Origin of the sequence: Kluyvera sp. EC_51, assembly GCF_019584505.1 — a bacterium.
Classification (GTDB): domain Bacteria; phylum Pseudomonadota; class Gammaproteobacteria; order Enterobacterales; family Enterobacteriaceae; genus Kluyvera; species Kluyvera sichuanensis.
Genome location: NZ_VDAG01000061.1, coordinates 19609 through 38573, shown reverse-complemented (window position 1 = coordinate 38573; position 18965 = coordinate 19609). Strand labels below are relative to the sequence as shown.

General features: G+C 62.1%; 16 protein-coding genes. 11 read left to right on the top strand and 5 right to left on the bottom strand.

The genetic code is table 11. The features are described from left to right. The first annotated feature begins 1 nt into the window (after position 1). The 10 genes from FHC49_RS11810 to FHC49_RS11765 are packed head-to-tail and all read left to right on the top strand — an operon-like array spanning position 2 to position 12871. On the top strand, positions 2-838 hold the full coding sequence (locus tag FHC49_RS11810; RefSeq protein ID WP_220439844.1) for an ABC transporter permease: 837 nt from the start codon (positions 2-4) through the stop codon (positions 836-838). A 12-nt stretch (positions 839-850) separates the two neighbouring features. Next, positions 851-2491, top strand: coding sequence for a dipeptide ABC transporter ATP-binding protein (locus tag FHC49_RS11805; protein ID WP_220439843.1), 1641 nt, complete (start codon positions 851-853; stop codon positions 2489-2491). Between the two features lie 22 nt (positions 2492-2513). Continuing rightward, the gene (locus FHC49_RS11800; RefSeq protein WP_185666497.1) at positions 2514-3920 is read left to right on the top strand and encodes an LLM class flavin-dependent oxidoreductase; all 1407 of its coding nucleotides are present in this window, start codon (positions 2514-2516) and stop codon (positions 3918-3920) included. Beyond that, positions 3917-5059, top strand: a complete 1143-nt coding sequence (locus tag FHC49_RS11795; RefSeq protein ID WP_220439842.1) for an LLM class flavin-dependent oxidoreductase — start codon at positions 3917-3919, stop codon at positions 5057-5059. Before FHC49_RS11800 ends, FHC49_RS11795 begins: the two co-directional genes overlap by 4 nt. Positions 5060-5102: 43 nt before the next feature. Next, the gene (locus tag FHC49_RS11790; protein ID WP_220439841.1) at positions 5103-6323 is read left to right on the top strand and encodes an acyl-CoA dehydrogenase family protein; all 1221 of its coding nucleotides are present in this window, start codon (positions 5103-5105) and stop codon (positions 6321-6323) included. A 10-nt stretch (positions 6324-6333) separates the two neighbouring features. Then, entirely contained in the window at positions 6334-7542 is a 1209-nt protein-coding gene (gene eis / locus FHC49_RS11785; RefSeq protein WP_220439840.1) for an enhanced intracellular survival protein Eis, read from the top strand. 18 nt (positions 7543-7560) lie between these two features. After that, positions 7561-9315, top strand: coding sequence for an ABC transporter substrate-binding protein (locus FHC49_RS11780; RefSeq protein ID WP_255581352.1), 1755 nt, complete (start codon positions 7561-7563; stop codon positions 9313-9315). Between the two features lie 10 nt (positions 9316-9325). Continuing rightward, positions 9326-10966, top strand: coding sequence for an ABC transporter ATP-binding protein (locus tag FHC49_RS11775; RefSeq protein WP_220439839.1), 1641 nt, complete (start codon positions 9326-9328; stop codon positions 10964-10966). Further along, the gene (locus FHC49_RS11770; RefSeq protein WP_220439838.1) at positions 10944-11879 is read left to right on the top strand and encodes an ABC transporter permease; all 936 of its coding nucleotides are present in this window, start codon (positions 10944-10946) and stop codon (positions 11877-11879) included. Before FHC49_RS11775 ends, FHC49_RS11770 begins: the two co-directional genes overlap by 23 nt. Next, complete coding sequence (locus FHC49_RS11765; RefSeq protein ID WP_220439837.1) at positions 11876-12871, top strand: ABC transporter permease; 996 nt, start codon at positions 11876-11878, stop codon at positions 12869-12871. The genes FHC49_RS11770 and FHC49_RS11765 overlap by 4 nt, the downstream gene beginning before the upstream one ends. A gap of 18 nt (positions 12872-12889) precedes the next feature. Here FHC49_RS11765 and FHC49_RS11760 read toward each other — a convergent pair whose 3' ends face one another. Continuing rightward, positions 12890-13501: a class I SAM-dependent methyltransferase gene (locus FHC49_RS11760; protein WP_220439836.1), complete on the bottom strand. Its 612-nt coding sequence runs from the start codon at positions 13499-13501 to the stop codon at positions 12890-12892. Positions 13502-13659: 158 nt separating this feature from the next. On the opposite strand from FHC49_RS11760, the gene FHC49_RS11755 reads away from it, so the two are divergent. Continuing rightward, a complete protein-coding gene (locus tag FHC49_RS11755; RefSeq protein WP_220439835.1) occupies positions 13660-14466 on the top strand; it encodes an SDR family NAD(P)-dependent oxidoreductase in 807 nt (268 codons plus the stop codon). 3 nt (positions 14467-14469) lie between these two features. Here FHC49_RS11755 and FHC49_RS11750 read toward each other — a convergent pair whose 3' ends face one another. From FHC49_RS11750 to FHC49_RS11735, 4 genes are all read right to left on the bottom strand, one after another. Continuing rightward, on the bottom strand, positions 14470-15369 hold the full coding sequence (locus tag FHC49_RS11750) for a helix-turn-helix domain-containing protein (RefSeq protein ID WP_220439834.1): 900 nt from the start codon (positions 15367-15369) through the stop codon (positions 14470-14472). Positions 15370-15475: 106 nt separating this feature from the next. After that, the gene (locus FHC49_RS11745) at positions 15476-15796 is read right to left on the bottom strand and encodes an NIPSNAP family protein (RefSeq protein WP_255581351.1); all 321 of its coding nucleotides are present in this window, start codon (positions 15794-15796) and stop codon (positions 15476-15478) included. Beyond that, entirely contained in the window at positions 15793-16911 is a 1119-nt protein-coding gene (locus FHC49_RS11740; RefSeq protein ID WP_220439833.1) for an NADH:flavin oxidoreductase/NADH oxidase, read from the bottom strand. Before FHC49_RS11740 ends, FHC49_RS11745 begins: the two co-directional genes overlap by 4 nt. Before the next feature lie 14 nt (positions 16912-16925). Then, positions 16926-18662 carry an FAD-dependent oxidoreductase gene (locus FHC49_RS11735; protein ID WP_220439832.1) on the bottom strand — a complete coding sequence of 579 codons (1737 nt, stop codon included), beginning with the start codon at positions 18660-18662 and terminating at the stop codon, positions 16926-16928. Positions 18663-18965: the final 303 nt, after the last annotated feature.

The following is an 18965-nucleotide window of genomic DNA, read 5'->3' as shown; positions in this document are numbered from 1 at the left end:
CATGACAATTTCAACGTTCCTGCGTCGGCTCTCCCGACACGGGCTGGCGCTGCTCGGCCTGGGGATTTTTCTGGCCGCCGTGGCGCTGTCGCTCGCTGCGCCGTGGGTTGCGCCCTATGACCCCCTGGCGGCGTTCGACGGGCTGCGCCTTGCGCCGCCGGGCACGCCGGGACACCTGCTGGGTCTTGATAATCAGGGGCGCGATATCACCAGCCGCCTGATTTGGGGGGGGCGCACCATTCTCGCCGCTTCGGTGCTACCGATAGTCTTTGCCGCGCTGGTCAGCCTGGCGCTAGGCCTGCTGGCGGGCTTTCGCGCCTCGGCCTTCTCCGAGCTGATTATGCGCACCATGGACATGCTGTTCGCCTTCCCGATGGTGCTGCTGGCGATTGGTCTGTCGGCGGTACTGGGCAGCGGCTATCCCACGCTCATCATCACCCTGATTTGCAGCGTGATCCCCTACCTCACCCGCGTGGTCTATCGCGACACCCGCACTGAGGTGGCGAAAGAGTACGTCGAAGCGCTGCGTGCGCAGGGGGCGAGCAACCGCGACATCCTGTTTCGCGAAATCTTACCCAACGTCGCCACCCCGCTGCTGGTGTACACCACCTCGCTGCTCGGCGGCATGGTGGTGTTCCTCGCCGGGCTGAGTTTCCTGGGGCTTGGCGTCCAGCCGCCGCAGGCCGACTGGGGGCGAATGGTAGGCGAAGGCGCGCAGATGATGATCTTCGGCTCACCCCATATCGCAACCGCGCCTGCCGTCGCGATTGTCCTGCTGTCGCTGGCGTTTAACTGGTTAGGAGATGGCCTGCGCGATCTCCTCGATCCTTATCAGTAAGGAGAGACGACAATGAGCCTATTAACCCTTTCCCACCTGAACGTGCTGTTCCATCAGCAGAACGTGCAGGCGGTCGACGATATTTCACTGACCATTGCGCCCGGCGAAGTGCTGGCGTTGGCGGGCGAGTCCGGCTCTGGCAAGAGCGTGACGGCGGCGGCGATCCTCGGTCTGCTCCCGGCCTCGCAGGTGACGGTCAGCGGCAGCATCACCTTTGACGGCCAGCCGCTGTTGCATCAGTCCACCACGCGGCTAAACCGCCTGCGCGGCCACGAGATAGCGATGGTGTTTCAGAACTCGCTCTCGACCCTCGACCCGTCGTGGCGCATCGGCAAACAGCTTCAGCACAACCTGAAACGCCTGCATCCGGAGCTTGGCCGCACCGCGCTGCGCGAAGCCGCGCTGGCGTGGCTCACGCGGATGAAAATCGGTGAGCCGGAGCAGGTGATGTCGCGCTTCCCGCACCAGCTCTCCGGCGGGATGCGCCAGCGGGTGCTGATCGCGCTGGCGGCGATGTGCCGCCCTCGCCTGCTGATTGCCGACGAACCGACCACGGCGCTGGATGCCACCGTGCAGCGCGAGGTGCTGCAACTGCTCAAAGCGCTGTGCCAACAGCAGCAAATGGCGATGCTGATTATCACCCACGATTTCGGCGTCGTCGCCGAACTCAGCGACCGCGTGGCGGTCATGCGGCAGGGGAAAATCATCGAGAGCAACGCCACGAAGGCGCTGATCGCCGCACCTCAGCACCCTTATACCCAATCGCTGCTGGCGGCGGTGCCTTATCCTAGCGCCGATCCGGTGCTCACCCCGCGCGCTGAAGGTACGCCGCTGCTGCAAGCTCGTAATCTGGGGCGCGATTTCTGGCGCCGGGAAACCGCCGGCTGGTGGCCAAAAAAAGTCGCAACCACGGCGGTAGACGGCGTCAATCTCGACGTCGCGCGTGGTGAGATTGTCGGCATTATCGGCGAATCGGGTTCTGGAAAATCCACGCTGGCGCGCCTTCTGGCGCAGCTGATACCCGCCAACCGGGGCGAGCTGCGCCTGGCGGGCAACGTGGTGGACGACAGTCATCCGGCCTCGGTTACCGCGCTGCGCCGCCAGCTACAGTGCGTTTTTCAGGATAGCCTCGCGTCGTTTAACCCGCGCCTGACGCTGGAAGAACAGCTGGTGCGTCCGCAGTTTCGCCTGGGAACGGCAGCAGACCGCCCGCAGGCCATCGCGCGGGCGGCGGCGCTATTTGCAGAAGTGGGTCTGGATACCGCGCTGCTGCAGCGCTTCCCCCATCAGCTTTCCGGCGGCCAGCGCCAGCGCGCCAATATCGCCCGAGCGCTGGTGGTTAACCCCAGCATTCTGCTGCTGGATGAACCTACCTCCGCGCTGGATCTCACGGTTCAGGCGCAGGTCATGACCCTCTTAACCCGGATGCACCAGCAGCATGCGCTGACCTGTCTGTTTATCAGCCATAACCTCGCGCTGGTGTCGCAGTTCTGCCAGCGCATCGTGGTCATGGCGCACGGCGTCGTGGTGGACGATTTCGCGCGCCACGAGCTGTACGCCACCGACCGCCATCCGGTCACCCAGCAACTGCTGGACGCCAACTATCTGCTGCCATCCGGTAACGCAGATACAGCGTTAAAACGTTTTGCCTGACCCATTTGACTAAGGACGCACTATGACAAGCGCCAAAAAACAGTTGTTATTCAACGGATTTATGATGAACGTCGTCGGCCACGTTTCCGCTGGGCTGTGGCGACATCCGGACGATCGCGCAAGCGAGTACACCACTCTCGACTACTGGCTGCATATCGCCCGACTGCTGGACGACGCCGGATTTGACGCCATGTTTATCGCCGATGCGCTGGGGCAGATTGACGTCTATCAGGGCAAGCCCGACGCGGCGCTGCGTACCGCCGCGCAGTCGCCGGTCAACGATCCTTTGCTGCTGGTTTCAGCGATGGCCGCCGCCACGCGTCAGTTAGGCTTTGGTATAACGCTCTCGACCACCTATGAGCATCCATATCTGCTGGCTCGCAAATTCACCACCCTTGATCACCTGACCAAAGGCCGGGTGGCGTGGAACATTGTCACCTCGGTGCTGGAATCCGCCGCCCGTAACCTCGGGCTGGAAAAACAGATGGATCATGACGAGCGCTATGAACGCGCGCAGGAGTTTCTTGAGGTCACCTACAAGCTGTGGGAAGGCTCATGGGAAGACGATGCCGTCCGCCGCGACCGCCACGCTGGAGTCTATACCGACCCGAGCAAAGTGCACCCTATCCGCCACCAGGGACGCTGGTTCACGGTGCCGGATGCGCACCTCTCCGAGCCTAGCCCGCAGCGTACGCCGGTGCTATTCCAGGCGGGCACCTCCGATCGCGGTCGCCTGTTTGCCGCGCAGAATGCCGAAGTGGTGTTTCTCGGCGGCACCACGCCGCAGGCTATCGCCCAGAACATCGATAAAATTCGCACCCTGGCGCATCAACAGGGACGCGCCGCTGACGCCATTCGCTTTATTACCGCCATTAGCGTGGTGGTCGACGACGATGACGACAAGGCACACGCCAAATTCCAGGATTACCTCAGCTACGCCAGCCAGGAAGCCGCGCTGGCGCTGTTCTCCGCCTGGACCGGGGTGGACTGGTCCGGCTGGGCGCTGGATGAACCGCTCAAATATATCGAAACCAACGCCAGCCGCTCGGCGCTGGCCGGGCTGACCCGCATCGATGCCGAACGTCAGTGGACGGTGGGTGACATCAGTCGCTATATCGCCATCGGCGGCATTCACCCAACGCTGGTCGGCAGCCCGCAGACCGTGGCCGACGCACTGGAGGCATTTGCCGATGCATCCGGCGTCGACGGTTTCAACCTCGCCTACGCCATCAGCCCCGGCAGCTTTGAAGACTTTGTCCGCTGGGTGGTGCCTGAGCTTCAGGCGCGCGGGCGTATGCGTCGTGCCGACGGTGCGGCGCTCACCCTGCGCGAACGTTTACAGGGCGAGGGGCAGATAAAACTGCGCGACGATCACCCCGGTACCCAATTCCGCCATCTCGATACCCACTACGTGGCGGAGGCGAAATGAGCATTCACCTGCATTGGTATCTGCCAACGAACGGCGACAGCCGGGGGATCGTTGGCGCGGGCGACGACTCGCAGCACATCAGCGGCATCGGCGGTCAGTTCCGCCCGGCGACGCTCGATTATCTGACCGATATCGCCCGCAGCGCTGAACGGCTGGGCTTTGAAGGCGTGCTCACACCCACCGGTAGCTGGTGTGAAGATGCCTGGCTCTCCACCATGGCCATCAGCCAGCACACCGAACGGTTGAAATTTATCGTCGCGTTCCGCCCCGGCTTTATCTCGCCAACGCTTGCCGCACACCAGGCCGCCAGCTTCCAGCGCCTGACCGAAGGACGGTTGATGATCAATATCGTCACCGGCGGCGACCCGGTCGAGCAGCGCCGCTATGGCGACAGGCTGGATCACGACCAGCGCTACGCCCGTAGCGGCGAGTTTATTGCCACCTTTAAAGGCGTTAGCCATGCTCGGAATAACGGCCAGCCGTTCGACTTTCACGGCGAACACTATCAGCTGGAACAGGCCACCCTGCTGCCCTCGCCGTGGCCCGTCCCTCCGGTCTTTTTCGGCGGTTCCAGCCCGGCGGCACAACAGGTTGCCGCCGCGCAGGCGGATACCTGGATTAGCTGGGGTGAACCGCCCGAGCAGGTCGCCCCGCAGCTGGACACCGTGCGGGCGCTGGCCCGCGCTCAGGGTCGCACACCGAGCTTCGGCATTCGTTTTCACGTCATCAGCCGGGATACCGAAGAGGAGGCCTGGCGTGAAGCGGCGCGACTGCTGAACGGCATTACGCCGGAGCGCATCCGCAGTGCGCAAACCCTACTGGGACGCACCGAATCCGTCGGTCAAAAACGGATGAGCGCGCTGCTGGACGATATCTCCGCCGAACAGGTGAACCCGGAGAACGTTCGTCTGCTGGAGATTGCGCCCAACATCTGGAGCGGCTACGGGCTGGTGCGCGGCGGCGTCGGTACCGCCATTGTCGGCAGCCATCAGCAGGTGGCGGAGAAGATCCAGGCCTTCCACAACATGGGCATTGCGCACTTTATTTTATCCGGTCAGCCGCACCTTGAAGAGGCTTACTGGTTTGCCGAGGGCGCAGGAGCCCTGCTACGTCGCAGCGGATTGCTGGCAACACCGTAATTAACCATAAAAACATCGCAAACAAGCACTCAGGAGAGAAACCATGAGCCACGCTCAGGACATTTATGCAGGACTTGATAACCAGGAATTTGCCCACTGGAAAGCGGTAGCCCAGGAGGTTGCGGATCGCCTGTACGCGACCTTACAGGAACGCGACCGGGCCAATAAGCACCCGTTTGAAGAGATTGACTGGCTGCGCCAGAGCGGCCTGCTGAAGCTGGCGGTGCCGAAATCACTCGGCGGCGGCGGTGCCAATCTGGTGCAGGCGCTGGAAATTGGCCGCATCATTTCCGCCGCCGATGGCTCGCTGGGCCAGCTCATCACCTACCACTACTCCAACGGCGTGTGGAGCTACATTCTCGGCAACCGCGAGCAGTGGGAGTTTATCGCCCGCGGCGTCGCCAACGACGGCTGGTTCCAGTCAAGCATCAGTAACCCGCGCGATCCGCGCCTGAAGCTGGAGTGGGACGGCAGCGACCTGTACGTCACCGGACGCCGTACCTTCGCGACCGGCGCGGCCGTCTCTCAGGTTATGACCATCGCCGTCTGGGTGGAAGACCAACTGGTGCAGTATCAGGTCACCGCCGACCAGCCGGGCATCACTTTTAATGACGACTGGGATAACCTCGGGCAGCGTCTGACCGCCAGCGGCACGCTGGAGTTTAACCGCCTGCGCCTGCAGGAGAAGGACCGCCTGACCGGGCTGGAAGAGAAACCGGAGAGCGCGCAACTGCGCAACGCCCTGCGCAACCAGTTCAGCCAGCTGATTTTCGTTCATTTCTATCTCGGCATTGCCGAAGGGGCGCTGAAGCAGGCTGCCGTCTACTTCCGCGACACCGTGCGCCCGTGGCCTGAATCCGGCGTCGAAAGCGCACTGGAAGACCCGTACCACCGCCTGAAAGCGGGTGAACTCGCGTCCGATCTGGCCGCCGGGATTGCGCTGGCGGAAAAAACCGCTCAGGCCTTCCAGGATGCCTTCCACGCGGGCGACGACCTGACCGAAGCGCAATGGGGCGAACTGGCCCTGCTGACCGACCAGGCCAAGGTCATTGCCAACAACGTGGCGCTGAAAATCAGCCATGAAATCTATGAACTGACCGGCGGGCGATCCACCAGCAACCAGTACGGGCTGGACGTTTTCTGGCGCAACGTACGCACCCACACCCTGCACGACCCGGTGGCCTACCGCACCCGCGAAGTGGGCGATTATGTGTTAAGCGGCAAGCTGCCGACGCCGCGCGTTTACGCGCCGCCGAAGCGCTAAGGACATGACCATGCCGGAGATTCGGATTATCGACGACCCCGCGAACCTGCTCGCCGCTGCCGCCGTGTTTCGTCAGGCGATGTTTGGCCTGCCGGGTGGCGTTACGCCGGTTAGCGAGTGGGCTGAGCGCTACGTGGTGCCGGGAAGGGTCTACGGCGCCTGGCTCGACGGGCAACTGGTGGGCACCAGCAACAGCTTCCCCGGCGAACTGACTCTGCCGGGCGGCCAGCGCGTGCCTCACGCCGCCGTCACCCACGTCGGTGTGTTACCACACGTTAGCCGTCGTGGCGTACTGCGAGCGCTGTTTGCCCGCCAACTGGCGGATCTCCACCAGCAGGGCGTTGCCGTGGCCTCGCTGCGCGCTTCGCAGGGAACCCTCTACCGTCGCTTTGGTTACGGTGTCGCCACGGCGGCGCAGGATCTGCGCATTGATAAGCGAGAACTTCCTGCGCTACCGGCGGCAGACGGCGACATCCGATTGCTTGTCGCCGCCGACTGCTGGGCGGTATTGCAGGATATCGAGGCCCGTTTCCCGCTCGTCCGCGCCGGTTCGCTCAGCCGCTGGCCGCAGTGGTGGGCGTTGCAGCAGCACCGGCTGGCGCACAGCAACCTGAACCACTATGTGGCCGTCGTGCTGCGTCACGGCGAGCCGCAGGGTTTTGTCCGCTATCACGCCAGGGCTGAGGAAAACTGGCTTTACAGCACCGAGCGCACGCTGGTGGTGGACGATCTGCACGCCGCCGACCCGCAGCTGGAGGCGCAGCTACTGGGCTTTTTGCTACAGTTCGATATCGCCCGCTACGTCGAGCTGCCGCATCGCCCGGTGGATGATGCCCTGCCGCTGCTGCTGGACAACCCGCGGGCGGTACAGCAGCACGCCCTGGTTGATGAGAGCTGGCTACGAGTGATTGACCTTGAGCAAACGCTCAATGCCCGGCGCTATGGCGACGGCGACGCGGTCACGCTGGCGATTGACGATCCGTGGCTGCCTGCCAACCACGGCGTCTGGCGGCTGACCCCGGACGGCGTACAGCGCAGCGCCAGCCAACCCGATCTATCGCTCAGTATCGATAGCCTGGCAATGCTGCTGCTCGGCGAGTACACCCCGTGGCAGCTTGCCGCCGCCCGGCGTATCAACCTTCACCATTCTCAGGCTGCGGCACGCTTAGCGCGTCTGCTGGCCTGTCATGAACATCCCTGGTCGGGGATCTTCTTCTAATTTTTCTGGAGATTTTTTATGCACAGCATTCGTTGGCCTCTGATGGGCCACACGCTTTCCGTCGCCCTGGTACTGGGCGCAGCGGCCCCGGCCTTGGCCGATGAGGCAGCCCCCCAACCCGGCGGCACGCTGAAGATAGCCTCGCTACAGCCGGATCTGGACGCTTTTGATCCGCTGACTGGCTATTCGGTCGACTCCTGGGAGATCCTGCGGGCGGTCACCCGTCAACTGGTCACCTACCCCGGTTCGCCGAAAAGCCTGAAGGATGACACCACGCTGGTGGGCGATCTGGCAAAATCGTGGGACGTTAGCGCCGACGGTAAAACCTACACCTTCCATCTGCGCGACGGCATTCACTACGCCGGGCCGACCACTCGCCCAATTGTGGCTAAAGATTTTGTCTACGCCATCAAACGCTTCTGCGACCCGAACAAACAGGTGGCGGCGGTGAACTACTTCAACCTCGCCTTCTCCGGCTTTGCCGACTACTGCAAAGATTTCAGCAAAGTTGCCCCCGGCGATCTGGCGGCCAGCAAAGCGTATATCGACAGCCACGACATTGCTGGCGTCAGCGCGCCGGACGATAAAACGCTGGTGCTGCGCTCTGACAGCAAGAACTACGATTTCCTCAACATTCTGTCGATGAACTTCGTCACGCCGCTGCCGGAAGAGGTCGCCTCGCGCTATTTCCCGGACTCGCAGGAGTTTCGCAAAAACTTCCCGTCCAGCGGGCCGTATGAGGTCGCAAGCTACGCCAGCGGGCAGAAGCTGGTGCTGAAAAAAGTCGCGAACTATAACCATGCGGAAGACCCGGCGCGTAAAGCCTGGGTAGACGCCATTGAAGTCAGCTTTACCGGCAATAACGAAGATAGCGTGATCCAGCGTATTCAAGCGGGCGACGCCGATTTATCGCTGTACCTCGACGTGCCGCCGCAGGCCGCCGTGCGCCAGTATCTGGTGCAAAAAAGCCCGAACCTGCACGCCGCCAACAGCGGCGCAGCAAACTTTATCGCCATCAACGCCCAGCCGCAGGCTAAAAGCGCCGGGGCCACGGCGCTGCGCAATTTGAAAGTCCGTCAGGCGCTGGCCTATGCGGTGAATAAAGCGCACCTGGTTCAGGCGCAGGGTGGGAAAATTGCCGCTCTGCCGCTGGGGCAAATCATCACCAGCACCCTGCTCGGCCACCAGACCTTTGATCCGTACGCCACGCCGGACAGCAAAGGCGACCCTGAGAAAGCCAAAGCGTTACTTAAGGAAGCCGGGCTTAACGACGGGCTGGCGCTGGATCTGGTCTACCGCGCCAACAATCAGTTCAGCACCCTGGCAGTGATCCTCAAAGAAGATCTGGCCCGCGCCGGTATTCGCCTGAACCTGATCCCGGTGCCGCCGCCGCAGTTTATGGCTTACCTGCAAAGCCCGGAAAACCGTTGGGATCTGGCGCTTGGACAGACCTCTCCTGACTGGCAAGGCCCGGCAACCCGCATGCTGCTCGGCGGCTGGCTGAACTCGGATGCCTCACCGTGCGGGCGCGGCAACGTTTACGCCATCTGCTACAGCAACGACAAGCTGAATCAGCTGGCAAAACAGGCCTATGGCTCCGATAACCCGGGTCCTATCTGGCAGCAGGCCGACCAGCTGGTCTCCGCCGACCTGCCGTGGATCCCGCTGTTTGAGAAGCGCCGTATTGCGGTGACCTCTGACCGGGTGACCCACTGGACGTGGTCGTCGCTGGCCACCCAGGCCGATATCACCAATATTGCGCTGAAGCCGTAACGGAGACGTGATGCCACTACTCAATGTACGCGACTTAACGATTGGCCTTGACTCGCACACCGCGCTGGTCAGGGAAGTCGGTTTTCACGTTGAGCCAGGGGAAACCCTGGCTGTGGTCGGCGAATCAGGCTCAGGGAAGAGCCTGAGCCTGCTGGCGGTGCTGGGGCTGTTACCGTCAGAGATGCGCGTGCAGGGAGAAATTGTCTTTGATGACCTGCCGCTGCACACCTTCACGGCAAACCAGAAACGCCAGCTGCGCGGGGCGCAAATCGGCTACGTATCGCAGGATCCGCTCAGCAATTTGCACCCGCTCAAAAGCGTGGGCCGGCAAGTTGAAGAGGCTATCCTCGCCCACCAGCGGATCCGCCGTCGGGCGCTGCGGGCGCGGGTCGTCGCGCTGCTCGATGAGGTGGGCATTCGCGATGCCGCCCGCCGTTACCATGACCGTCCGGCGGCATTCTCCGGCGGGCAACGCCAGCGGGTGATGATCGCTATCGCCATTGCGCTCAACCCGAAGCTGATTATCGCCGACGAACCCACCACGGCGCTGGATGCCACCGTGCAGGCGTCAATTCTTCGCCTGCTCAAGCGCCTTCAGCAGCAGCACGGCTGCGCGCTGGTCTTTATCAGTCACAACCTGCGGGTGGTGGCGGATATTGCTGACCGCATTGTGGTGATGCAGCAGGGCAGGATTGTTGAGCAAGGTACAACGTCGGCGCTGTTTAGCGCACCGGCGCATGAATACACCCGTTCGCTGCTGCAGGCGGGCTGGCATCCCCGTTCCTCTTCGCCGGTTGGCGGCGGTGAAGATAAGCCGTTGCTTGAGGTTCATCAGGCTTCGCTGCGTTTTGCCAAAGCGTCGCGATGGTGGTCGCGCGCGCCCACCGCTCCGGTGCTGGATGACGTCAGCTTCACGCTGCATGAGGGGGAGATCCTCGGGCTGGTGGGCGAGTCGGGGTCCGGTAAAACCACGCTGGGACGGATTGTGGTCGGGCTCGATCGCGCCGACAGTGGGCACCTTACCTTCGCCGGTCAGCCCTGGCGGACGCCGGGCAGCCATCATCCGGCTCGCCATGCGGTGCAGATGGTATTTCAGGATCCGTACAGCAGCCTTAACCCCCGTCGGCGCATCGACGATACGCTGGCGCAGCCGCTCCAGCTGACCGCCCTGCGCGAACAGGGCCAACCGCTGTCGCCCACGGCGCTGCGAACGGCGGTGGCTGAACTGCTGGAGCAGGTTGAGCTACCGGCGTCTCTGGCCTCCCGCTATCCGTCGCAGCTTTCCGGCGGGCAGCGGCAGCGCGTGGTCATCGCCAGAGCGCTGGCCATGAAGCCCCGGCTTATCGTGGCCGACGAAGCGGTATCGGCGCTGGATATCACCACCCAGCACCGCATCATCACGCTGTTTAGCCGTCTGCGCGAGCGCTACGGTCTCTCCATTCTGTTTATCTCCCACGACCTCGACGCCGTGGCGGCGCTCTGCGACCGCGTGCTGGTGCTGCAGTCCGGGAGGATTATCGAACAGGGCCGCACTGAACAGATATTCCAGCAGCCGCAACAGCCGTGGACGCGCCAGTTGCTGGCGGCCATTCCGAGCCGTGCCTGGCTTGAAACGGAGGAGTTACGCTATGACGCAGCCATTGCTCTTTGATTCGCCAGCGCAGTCAGCCCCTGCGCTATGGCGACGGTTGTGGCGCGAGCCCAGCGCCCGCTGGGGGCTGATTATCGTAGCACTGATGGTGCTGGCGGCGCTGGTGGCTCCGCTGGTCGCCGTCTGGCTGGGCCACGGTGAGACCGAGCAGTTTCGCGATAGCGCGCTGTCGGATATGGGGATCCCCGTTGGCCCCACCGCCGCCTTTCCGCTGGGGGCGGACGATAATGGCCGCGATGTGCTGGTGCGCACCCTTTATGGCGCCCGCGTGTCGCTGTTTATCGCCGTGCCCGCCACCACGCTCGCCATGATAATTGGCCTGTTTGTCGGGCTGGTGGGCGGCTATCGCGGCGGCAGAACCGATGCGATCTGCCAGCAGTTGATAAATCTGGTGCTCTCCTTCCCGTTTGTGGTGACGGCGTTAAGCCTGCTGGCGCTCAATCAGGGCGGCGAGAGCGGGCCGCGCGTCGACCCGGTGTGGGTGGTTATTTTTGTGATTACCTTCTTCTCCTGGGGCTACTTCGCGAGGCTCAGCCGTGGGCTGGTGCTGGATCTGCGCCAGCAGGAGTTTGTCTCTGCCGCCGCGCTGATGGGGGTGTCGCCGTGGCGCATTTTATGGCGCGATATTGTCCCCGGCGTGCTGCCCACGATGGGCATCTACTGGGCGATTCAGCTACCGACCAACATTATCGCCGAAGCGACCCTCTCCTTTTTGGGCGTGGGTATCCCGGCCCCTGCCGCCAGCCTTGGCAACATGATTGCCGACGTGCAGCGTTCGGCCATGTACCAGGTGCAGCCCTGGTTTTTAGCCGCTCCGGCACTGGCGCTGTTCCTGACGGTGCTGGGTTTTAACTGCCTGAGCAGCGGCCTGCGTAACGTCCTCGACCCTCATCTGGAGCGCCGATCGTCATGACCTTCTTTTCACTCATTAAAGCCCTGTTGCGCACCGGCCTGACGCTACTGCTGGTGCTGATTGTGGCCTTTGTGCTGACCCGCATCGCCTACCAGGATCCGGCAGTCATGCTGGCACCGCGCAATGCGACGCCGGAGGCCATTGAAGCCATTGCCCGCGCGCTGCACCTGAACGATCCCTGGTATCAGCAGTTGCGCTACTTCCTGCTACGCGGCCCGGATATTCAGGGTGCGCCAGTGGGGATGCTGCACTGGCCCCCCGCGCTCGGCTATTCGTTCCGCTTTCAGACGCCGGTCACGCAGCTGATTCTGGAAAAAGTGCCCATCACGCTGTCGTTAGCGCTGGGGGCGCTGGTCATCTGGACGGCGGTTTCGCTGCTGACGGGGGTGCTGGCGGCGCGCTACCGGGATCGGTTTATCGACCGGCTGCTGGCGCTCTTCGCTTACCTCGCGCTGTCGCTGCCGACGTTTCTCAGCGGGATGCTGATTATCTTCTTTCTGTTCTATCAGCTCTCGTTGCACAACATTGGCTGGTTTCCGGCGGGAGGATACGTGGCGTTTCACGATGACCCGTGGCAGTGGGCGCGCCATCTGATCCTGCCGTGGCTCACGCTGGCGCTGGCGGAGATCGGCATTTTTCAGCGGGTGCTACGCAGCAGCATGCTTGATGTGCTGCATCGGGACTATATCCGCACCGCGCGGGCAAAAGGCGTGCGCGAGTGGCGCGTCTATTTTGACCATGCGCTAAAACCGGCGCTTAGCCCGGTGCTGATGCTCACCGGGCTGGAGCTGGCGGCCATTATGGGCGGTGCGATTGTCACCGAGAAGATGTTCGGCCTCGACGGCGTCGGGCGATTGGCCATCGATGCGGCGCTGGACGGCGACTTCCCGGTGGTGATCGGCACCACCATTTTCGCCGCCTGCGTGTTTATCGTCTGTAATTTACTGACCGACCTTATCCACGCCACGTTCTTGCGAAGTCATTCTCACTAACACGAAGCGGGGTGAGCCTCAGCGCTCCCCTCGCTTTGCCAGCCACACGGTATGCCCGCCGCACTCCGGGTCCTCCATTTTCATCTCCAGCACCGCAAAACCATGTTCCGCTAATCGTTCCCGATACGCTTCTGGTGCCAGGCTCGCGTGGAACAGCGGTTCCCCTTCAAATTCGCCCATGGCGATGCCGTGATCGGTGCCGCTGGTGAACATCAAGGCGCTGCCTGGATGGCTATGACGGGCAAAAACGGAAAACATGCGGCGCTGGTCATCCTGGGTGAGGTGGAAAAAGCTATCCCAGGCGATCAGGCCGTCGAAGGTTTCAGCAAGATTGAGCGTCCGCATATCGTGGTGCAGCCAGCGCTGTTCGGGAAAACGCGCACGGGCGCGGGTTAGCATCGCCGGTGCGCCATCTACCCCGGTCAATGCGCAGCCCTGCTGGATAAAATAGTCGGCAATCGGCTGACCGTTGCCGCAGCCAAGATCGAGCATTTTCCCGGTCGTTCCCATCGCCGCCAGCAGCTTATCCAACCAGCGTTGTTCAAATAGCGTTCGTGAGCGTTGTTGGTAAAACGCTTCGGCGTGACGCTGATACAGGTCGAGAATAGTACGCGCGGCGGGATGGTCCATCTTGGGCCTCATGGTGGCGGAATGACGTGCTGAATTCACAGATTAGCCCATCTCATAGGCAAAAGTCCCCGTCTGGTTTTCATTCGTGCATTCCCTTTCCCCGCCGCGCCTCCAACAATGGCAGAGCATCTGTACACAACGAAAACGTGGAGAACACCATGATTGAACAGCACGCTTCCCAGGACTGGCTCAACCTCAGCGGCAAGGTTTTTGCCGTCACCGGCGCAGCAAGCGGCATCGGCGAAGCCATTGCCACCGCGCTGGCACAACAGGGCGCCAACGTCGCGCTGCTCGACAGCAACCCGCAGCGTTGCGATGCCGTGCGGCAGAAACTTGAACATCTGCCGGGAAAACGCGTGGCGGTGGCCTGCGACGTCAGCCGCGAAGAGCAGGTTAAAGAAGCCGCGCTGAGCGTGCGTTCGCTGCTCGGCCCGTGCGATGGCTTAGTCAACGCGGCGGGGATTTTGCGCCCGGCGGGGCTGGCGGAGATAACTCTTGAGCAGTGGCAAGCCCAGCTCAACGTCAACCTGACCGGCTATCTGCTGTGCGCCCGTGAATTCGCCCACGATATGCGGGCGGCAAAGCGCGGCAGCATGGTGCATATTGGTTCCATTTCCGGGCGCATTCCGCAGCCGTGGAGCGGCCCAGGTAAAGCCGCCGTAGGTCTGCTGTCACAGCAGATAGCCGTGGAGTGGGGTCAGGACGGGATACGCAGTAACCTGGTGGCGCCGGGAATGATCGAAACCGCGCTGACCGCTGAGTATTACGCGCAGCCAGGCGTGCGTGAGAGCCGCGAGGCATTTACCGCCAGCCAGCGAATCGGCAAGCCGGAAGATATCGCCAACGCGGTGCTGTTCCTGCTGAGTGACAAATCGAGCTATATCAACGGGGCAGAAATTGGCGTCGACGGCGGCCTGCCGACCATGCTAATGGGCAAACTGCCGCGTCCGGGCTTTACCCGCTAAACGCTACATTGCCTGGGCAGGCTCCGCGCATTCCTGCGTCGGCTTCTCGCGAAAATCACGCGGCGAGAGGCCGGTGCTGCGACGGAAAAAGCGGGAGAAATAGGTAGCGTCGCTAAAGCCGAGGTAGTCCGAAATCTGGCTGACCGTCATGCTGGTATAAAGCAGGCTGCGTTTAGCCTCCAGCAACAGCCGCTGGTGCAGCACGCTGAGCGCGCTGCAGCCGTGAAACTCTCGACAGAGGGTGTTGAGATGCACCCCGGACATGCCAATCTGGCGGGCGTAGTGCGCCAGCGGGAAATGTTCGCGGTAGTGGTTCTCCACCAGTTGGTTAAAACGGCGAATGGCGGCGCGCTTGCGCTCCACCTTATCGCTCACCTCCGCAGGCCCGCGGGTCTGCCGATTAAGCCAGACCATCAGTGCGCTCAGCAGCGAATGCAGCATCATGTCGCGTGCGTCGTTATCGGCCTGATACTCCTGCTGTAAACTCTGGAACAGAGTATGGATGTGCGCCCCCGCATCACCGACCGGTACGCGAACGGCGCGGTTTAGCACCTGCAAGGGGCGACCAAACAGCTGTTCAAATTTCGCCACCAGCGGTGCGGCAAGCGACAGCGAATAACCCTGGGTTCCCGGTGAAAAGCGGAAACCATGGACGCAGAGCGCGGGCATGACCTGCACGCAGGCGTCGGTGAACGGCTGGCGAACGCCTTCAATTTCGATTTCACCCTGACCCTGTTGGATATAGAGGATCTGCACCAGATCGGTATGTTGATGGGCGCGGATGCTCCAGTCGTAGAGGCTGCTGCGGCTTTGGATCGATTCGCAGTGCAGGAGGTCCGGCGTCGGCCAGTGCCAGCTTTCGCCGTAGAGTTTGAAAACCGGGATGCTGTTGGCGAGGTTCATGGTGCCTCCATTGGAGTGGGGAGAGGGTTTCCCCTCACCCTAGCCCTCTCCCCAAAGGGGCGAGGGAACCGATTGGTGTTGTTTGTCGATTTGCCCCCTCTCCCTTTCAGGGAGAGGGTAACGTCGTCGCCCGAATCAACCGCGTCTCCTGCGCCACAATAAACGGCTCAGAGGCTTTAAGATAGGCGGCAAAATCCGGATGCGTATCGCGCAGGCGGCTGCGACGCTCATACTCCGCCAGACTCTCATAACCCCACAGGTGCACAAACTGGTTCTGCGGCCCGACGAGGCTGGTGTAAAACCCCAGCGGGTTGCCCAGCGTCTCACGTAGTATCGGCATCGCCAGCCGGTCAAACACCTCAAGAAACTCGTTCATTTTGCGCAGACGGATAGTGTAGATACGGTGATCGATAATCGGCAGGGTCATGATTTAGCCTCCTGCGCTTGATGCGTCGGCCAGCCCAGCGGCCCAAAGCGGTCGTAGGGTTTCGGCCACGGCGCGGTTTCACCAAGCGCAATAGCCGCATGAATCGGCCAGTTCGGGTCATCCAGCATCCCGCGGCCAATCGCCACCAGATCCGCCCGTTTCTCCTGCACAATCGCCTCAGCCTGCAGCGCTTCGTAAATCAGCCCGACGGTAATCACCACCGCCTGCGGCAGCGCCTGTTTCACCGCCTCGGCGAACGGCACCATATAGCCAGGCTGGTCGGCATTTGGCGTCTGGTGATAGATGTTATAGCCGCCAGACACGTGCAGATAGTCGTAGCCCAGCGCGTGCAGTTCGCGGGCAAACTGCACCGCTTCATCAAGCGACAGCCCACCGTCAGCAAATTCACCGCCGTTAAAGCGCACGCCCAGCGGGCGGGTTTTCGGCCAGACTTCACGCAGCGCGCGGGCGACCTGTAGCGGGAAACGCATACGGTTTTCCGGGCTACCGCCGTAGTCATCTTCACGCTGGTTGCTGAGCGGAGAGAGGAATTGGTTCAGCAGATAACCGTTGGCCGCGTGCAGTTCGATAAAATCGACCCCGGCGTTCAGCGCCCGCTGCGCGGCGTCAACGAAGCCCTGGGTGATACGCGCCATTCCGGCTTCATCTAAGACCTGCGGTACACGCCAGCCGGGTTTATACGCGATAGCGGAAGGGGCCACCGTCGGCCAGCCGCCCTCTTCGTCCGTCAGCGAGGCACCCTGGTTACGCCACGGCGCATTGGTGCCCGCCTTGCGGCCCGCGTGGTTGAGCTGCACGCCAATCGGCGTGTTGCTGTAGGTGCGAATGTCGGCCAGCAGCTTTTGCAGCGCCTGCCCCTGCTCGCGGTTCCACAACCCGAGACAATGCGGGGTAATGCGCCCGTCCGCCGTGACGCCATTGGCCTCGCAGATCACCATACCGGCGCCGGAAATCGCCAGGCCGCCAATATGCTGGGCGTGCCACGGGGTCGCCACACCGTCCGCCTGTGCGGAGTATTGCGACATCGGCGGGACAACAATGCGGTTCGCCAGCGTCAGCGGGCCGACCTGTAGGGGACTAAAAAGTGTAGACATCGTGTTCTCCTGATTTATGAGGCTTCGCGCTCGGGTAACTGCGCCGTGTCGCCGCGTGCCGCCATGCTGCGGGCAGCGATGTAGCCGAAGGTGGCCGCCGGGCCAATAGTGATCCCCGCGCCCGGATAGCTGCCGCCCATCATGCTCGCCATCTCGTTACCGGCGGCGTAAAGGCCCGGAATCGGCAACCCCTGGTTATCCAGCACCCGCGCTTCGCCGTCGGTTTTCAGGCCGTGGAAGGTGCCGAGGTCGCCCATATAGAGCTTCACGGCGTAGAACGGCCCCTGCTCTATCGGCGCGACGCACGGGTTCGGCTGATGGTTGGCGTCGCCGAGGTAGCGGTTATAGGCTGACTCGCCGCGCCCAAACTGCGGGTCTTTGCCCTGACGCGCGTCGGCGTTGTAGTCGCGCACGGTGTTTGCCAGCGCGTCAGCGGGAATGCCCATTTTTTGCGCCAGCTCGCTGAGGGTTTTCCCTTCCAGCAGATAGCCGCTTTTCAGGTAGACCGAGACGGGGATCGGTGCCGGTTTAGCAAACCCCATGCCGTACTTTCGCAGCGCCTGGCGGTCGCAGATTTGCCAGGCGAAGGTGTCGCTATCGTCACGGCAGGTTTCAATCATCGCGATACCAACGTCGTGGTAGGAGTCGGCCTCGTTGCAAAAGCGCACGCCGTGGCGATTAATCATGATAAAACCAGGCTTGTAGCGGTCGACCAGATGCGGGAAGACGTACGACTGACGACCAATCTGCACCTTTGAGGCCGGGATCCACGCCGCGCCGTTAGCGTAGCTGTCGTCAAAGCGGGCGCCGATACGCTCGGCCATGGCAATCCCGTCGCCGGTATCCACGCCGGGCGGCGTCGGCGAAAGCTGAATTCCGCCGCGACGCACGTGCGGGTAGAGTTTTTTCAGCCGCTGCTCGTCGCGGGCAAAGCCACCGGAGGCCAGCACCACGCCGCGTCGAGCGTACAGGTTGACCCGCTCACCGTTCAGCTCAACCACCACACCGCGCACGATGCCGTTTTCAACAATCAAATCCTTCGCCGCCACGCCGGTGTGAATCGGTATGCCGAGATCCAACGCCGAACAGGCCAGACGGGCCACCACCGCATTGCCACCGTTGGCGGTGATCCCGCGTCCGTAGCGCGCCACTTCCAGCAGGTGGCAGCTCAGGCGTTTGACCACGTAGGCGAACGATTTCAGCGAGCGGGTGGCGTTGAAGAAGTGCTTCAGGTCGTTATTTGAGGAGCTGAACATCATCCCCATAAATGTGATGGTGCGCAGCGGTTTGCGCAGGCGCGGCATGGACTTGCCCAGTTCGCGAATATCAAACACCTCCGGTACCACTGAACGCCCACGCATCACGCCGCCGGGGGCATCGGGATGGTAGTCCGGGTACTGGTAAAGGTTGCAGCGAAAGCGAGTGTGCTCTTCAAAATAGCGCAGCATCTCCGGGCCGTTTTTGAGGAAGGCATCCACCACCTCCGGGCGGAAGCTGTCCCCTGCTTCACCCTGCAGGTAGGTTCGCGCGGCGGCCTGACTGTCTTCAATGCCCTGCTGGCGTGCCAGATGGTTGTCGGGGATCCACAGCACGCCGCCGGAAAACGCGGTGGTGCCACCGAAGACTGTCTCTTTTTCGATAACCTGGACATCCAGCCCATTCAGACCCGCGGTGACCGCGGCCGACAGTCCGCCGACGCCGCTGCCAATCACCAGCACATCGCACTCGCGGACGGGGAGTTCTACAGCCATAGGGTACCTCGCAGATGAATGATTTTTATTATTTTGCTGATGTTATAAAAACGTTACATATGCATTTTTCACAGCCCACCGGGGAAAAAGAAGGGCACTTTCACACCAAAACCTGCACTTTTCGACAATTGCGAAGAAGTGTGTTCTGGCGCAAATTTTTGCGTTCACTGCTATAGAGAAGCGACGTATTTCCGCCCGACTCACATCACAAGATGAAGATTCAGCACTTGCACGATTGCGCGTTTTATCACCGAATTAACATTATTCGCCATCAAGGCTCCCTTCATCTCAACAGGACAAAAC

Bases quoted from the DNA above. Each gene is read 5' to 3' on its own strand.
- eis (WP_220439840.1), top strand. From the start codon at position 6,334: ATGCCGGAGATTCGGATTATCGACGACCCCGCGAACCTGCTCGCCGCT.
- FHC49_RS11810 (WP_220439844.1), top strand. From the start codon at position 2: ATGACAATTTCAACGTTCCTGCGTCGGCTCTCCCGACACGGGCTGGCG.
- FHC49_RS11750 (WP_220439834.1), bottom strand. From the start codon at position 15,369: ATGAACCTCGCCAACAGCATCCCGGTTTTCAAACTCTACGGCGAAAGC.
- FHC49_RS11795 (WP_220439842.1), top strand. From the start codon at position 3,917: ATGAGCATTCACCTGCATTGGTATCTGCCAACGAACGGCGACAGCCGG.
- FHC49_RS11800 (WP_185666497.1), top strand. From the start codon at position 2,514: ATGACAAGCGCCAAAAAACAGTTGTTATTCAACGGATTTATGATGAAC.
- FHC49_RS11740 (WP_220439833.1), bottom strand. From the start codon at position 16,911: ATGTCTACACTTTTTAGTCCCCTACAGGTCGGCCCGCTGACGCTGGCG.
- FHC49_RS11755 (WP_220439835.1), top strand. From the start codon at position 13,660: ATGATTGAACAGCACGCTTCCCAGGACTGGCTCAACCTCAGCGGCAAG.
- FHC49_RS11770 (WP_220439838.1), top strand. From the start codon at position 10,944: ATGACGCAGCCATTGCTCTTTGATTCGCCAGCGCAGTCAGCCCCTGCG.
- FHC49_RS11745 (WP_255581351.1), bottom strand. From the start codon at position 15,796: ATGACCCTGCCGATTATCGATCACCGTATCTACACTATCCGTCTGCGC.
- FHC49_RS11775 (WP_220439839.1), top strand. From the start codon at position 9,326: ATGCCACTACTCAATGTACGCGACTTAACGATTGGCCTTGACTCGCAC.
- FHC49_RS11735 (WP_220439832.1), bottom strand. From the start codon at position 18,662: ATGGCTGTAGAACTCCCCGTCCGCGAGTGCGATGTGCTGGTGATTGGC.
- FHC49_RS11805 (WP_220439843.1), top strand. From the start codon at position 851: ATGAGCCTATTAACCCTTTCCCACCTGAACGTGCTGTTCCATCAGCAG.
- FHC49_RS11765 (WP_220439837.1), top strand. From the start codon at position 11,876: ATGACCTTCTTTTCACTCATTAAAGCCCTGTTGCGCACCGGCCTGACG.
- FHC49_RS11760 (WP_220439836.1), bottom strand. From the start codon at position 13,501: ATGGACCATCCCGCCGCGCGTACTATTCTCGACCTGTATCAGCGTCAC.
- FHC49_RS11790 (WP_220439841.1), top strand. From the start codon at position 5,103: ATGAGCCACGCTCAGGACATTTATGCAGGACTTGATAACCAGGAATTT.
- FHC49_RS11780 (WP_255581352.1), top strand. From the start codon at position 7,561: ATGCACAGCATTCGTTGGCCTCTGATGGGCCACACGCTTTCCGTCGCC.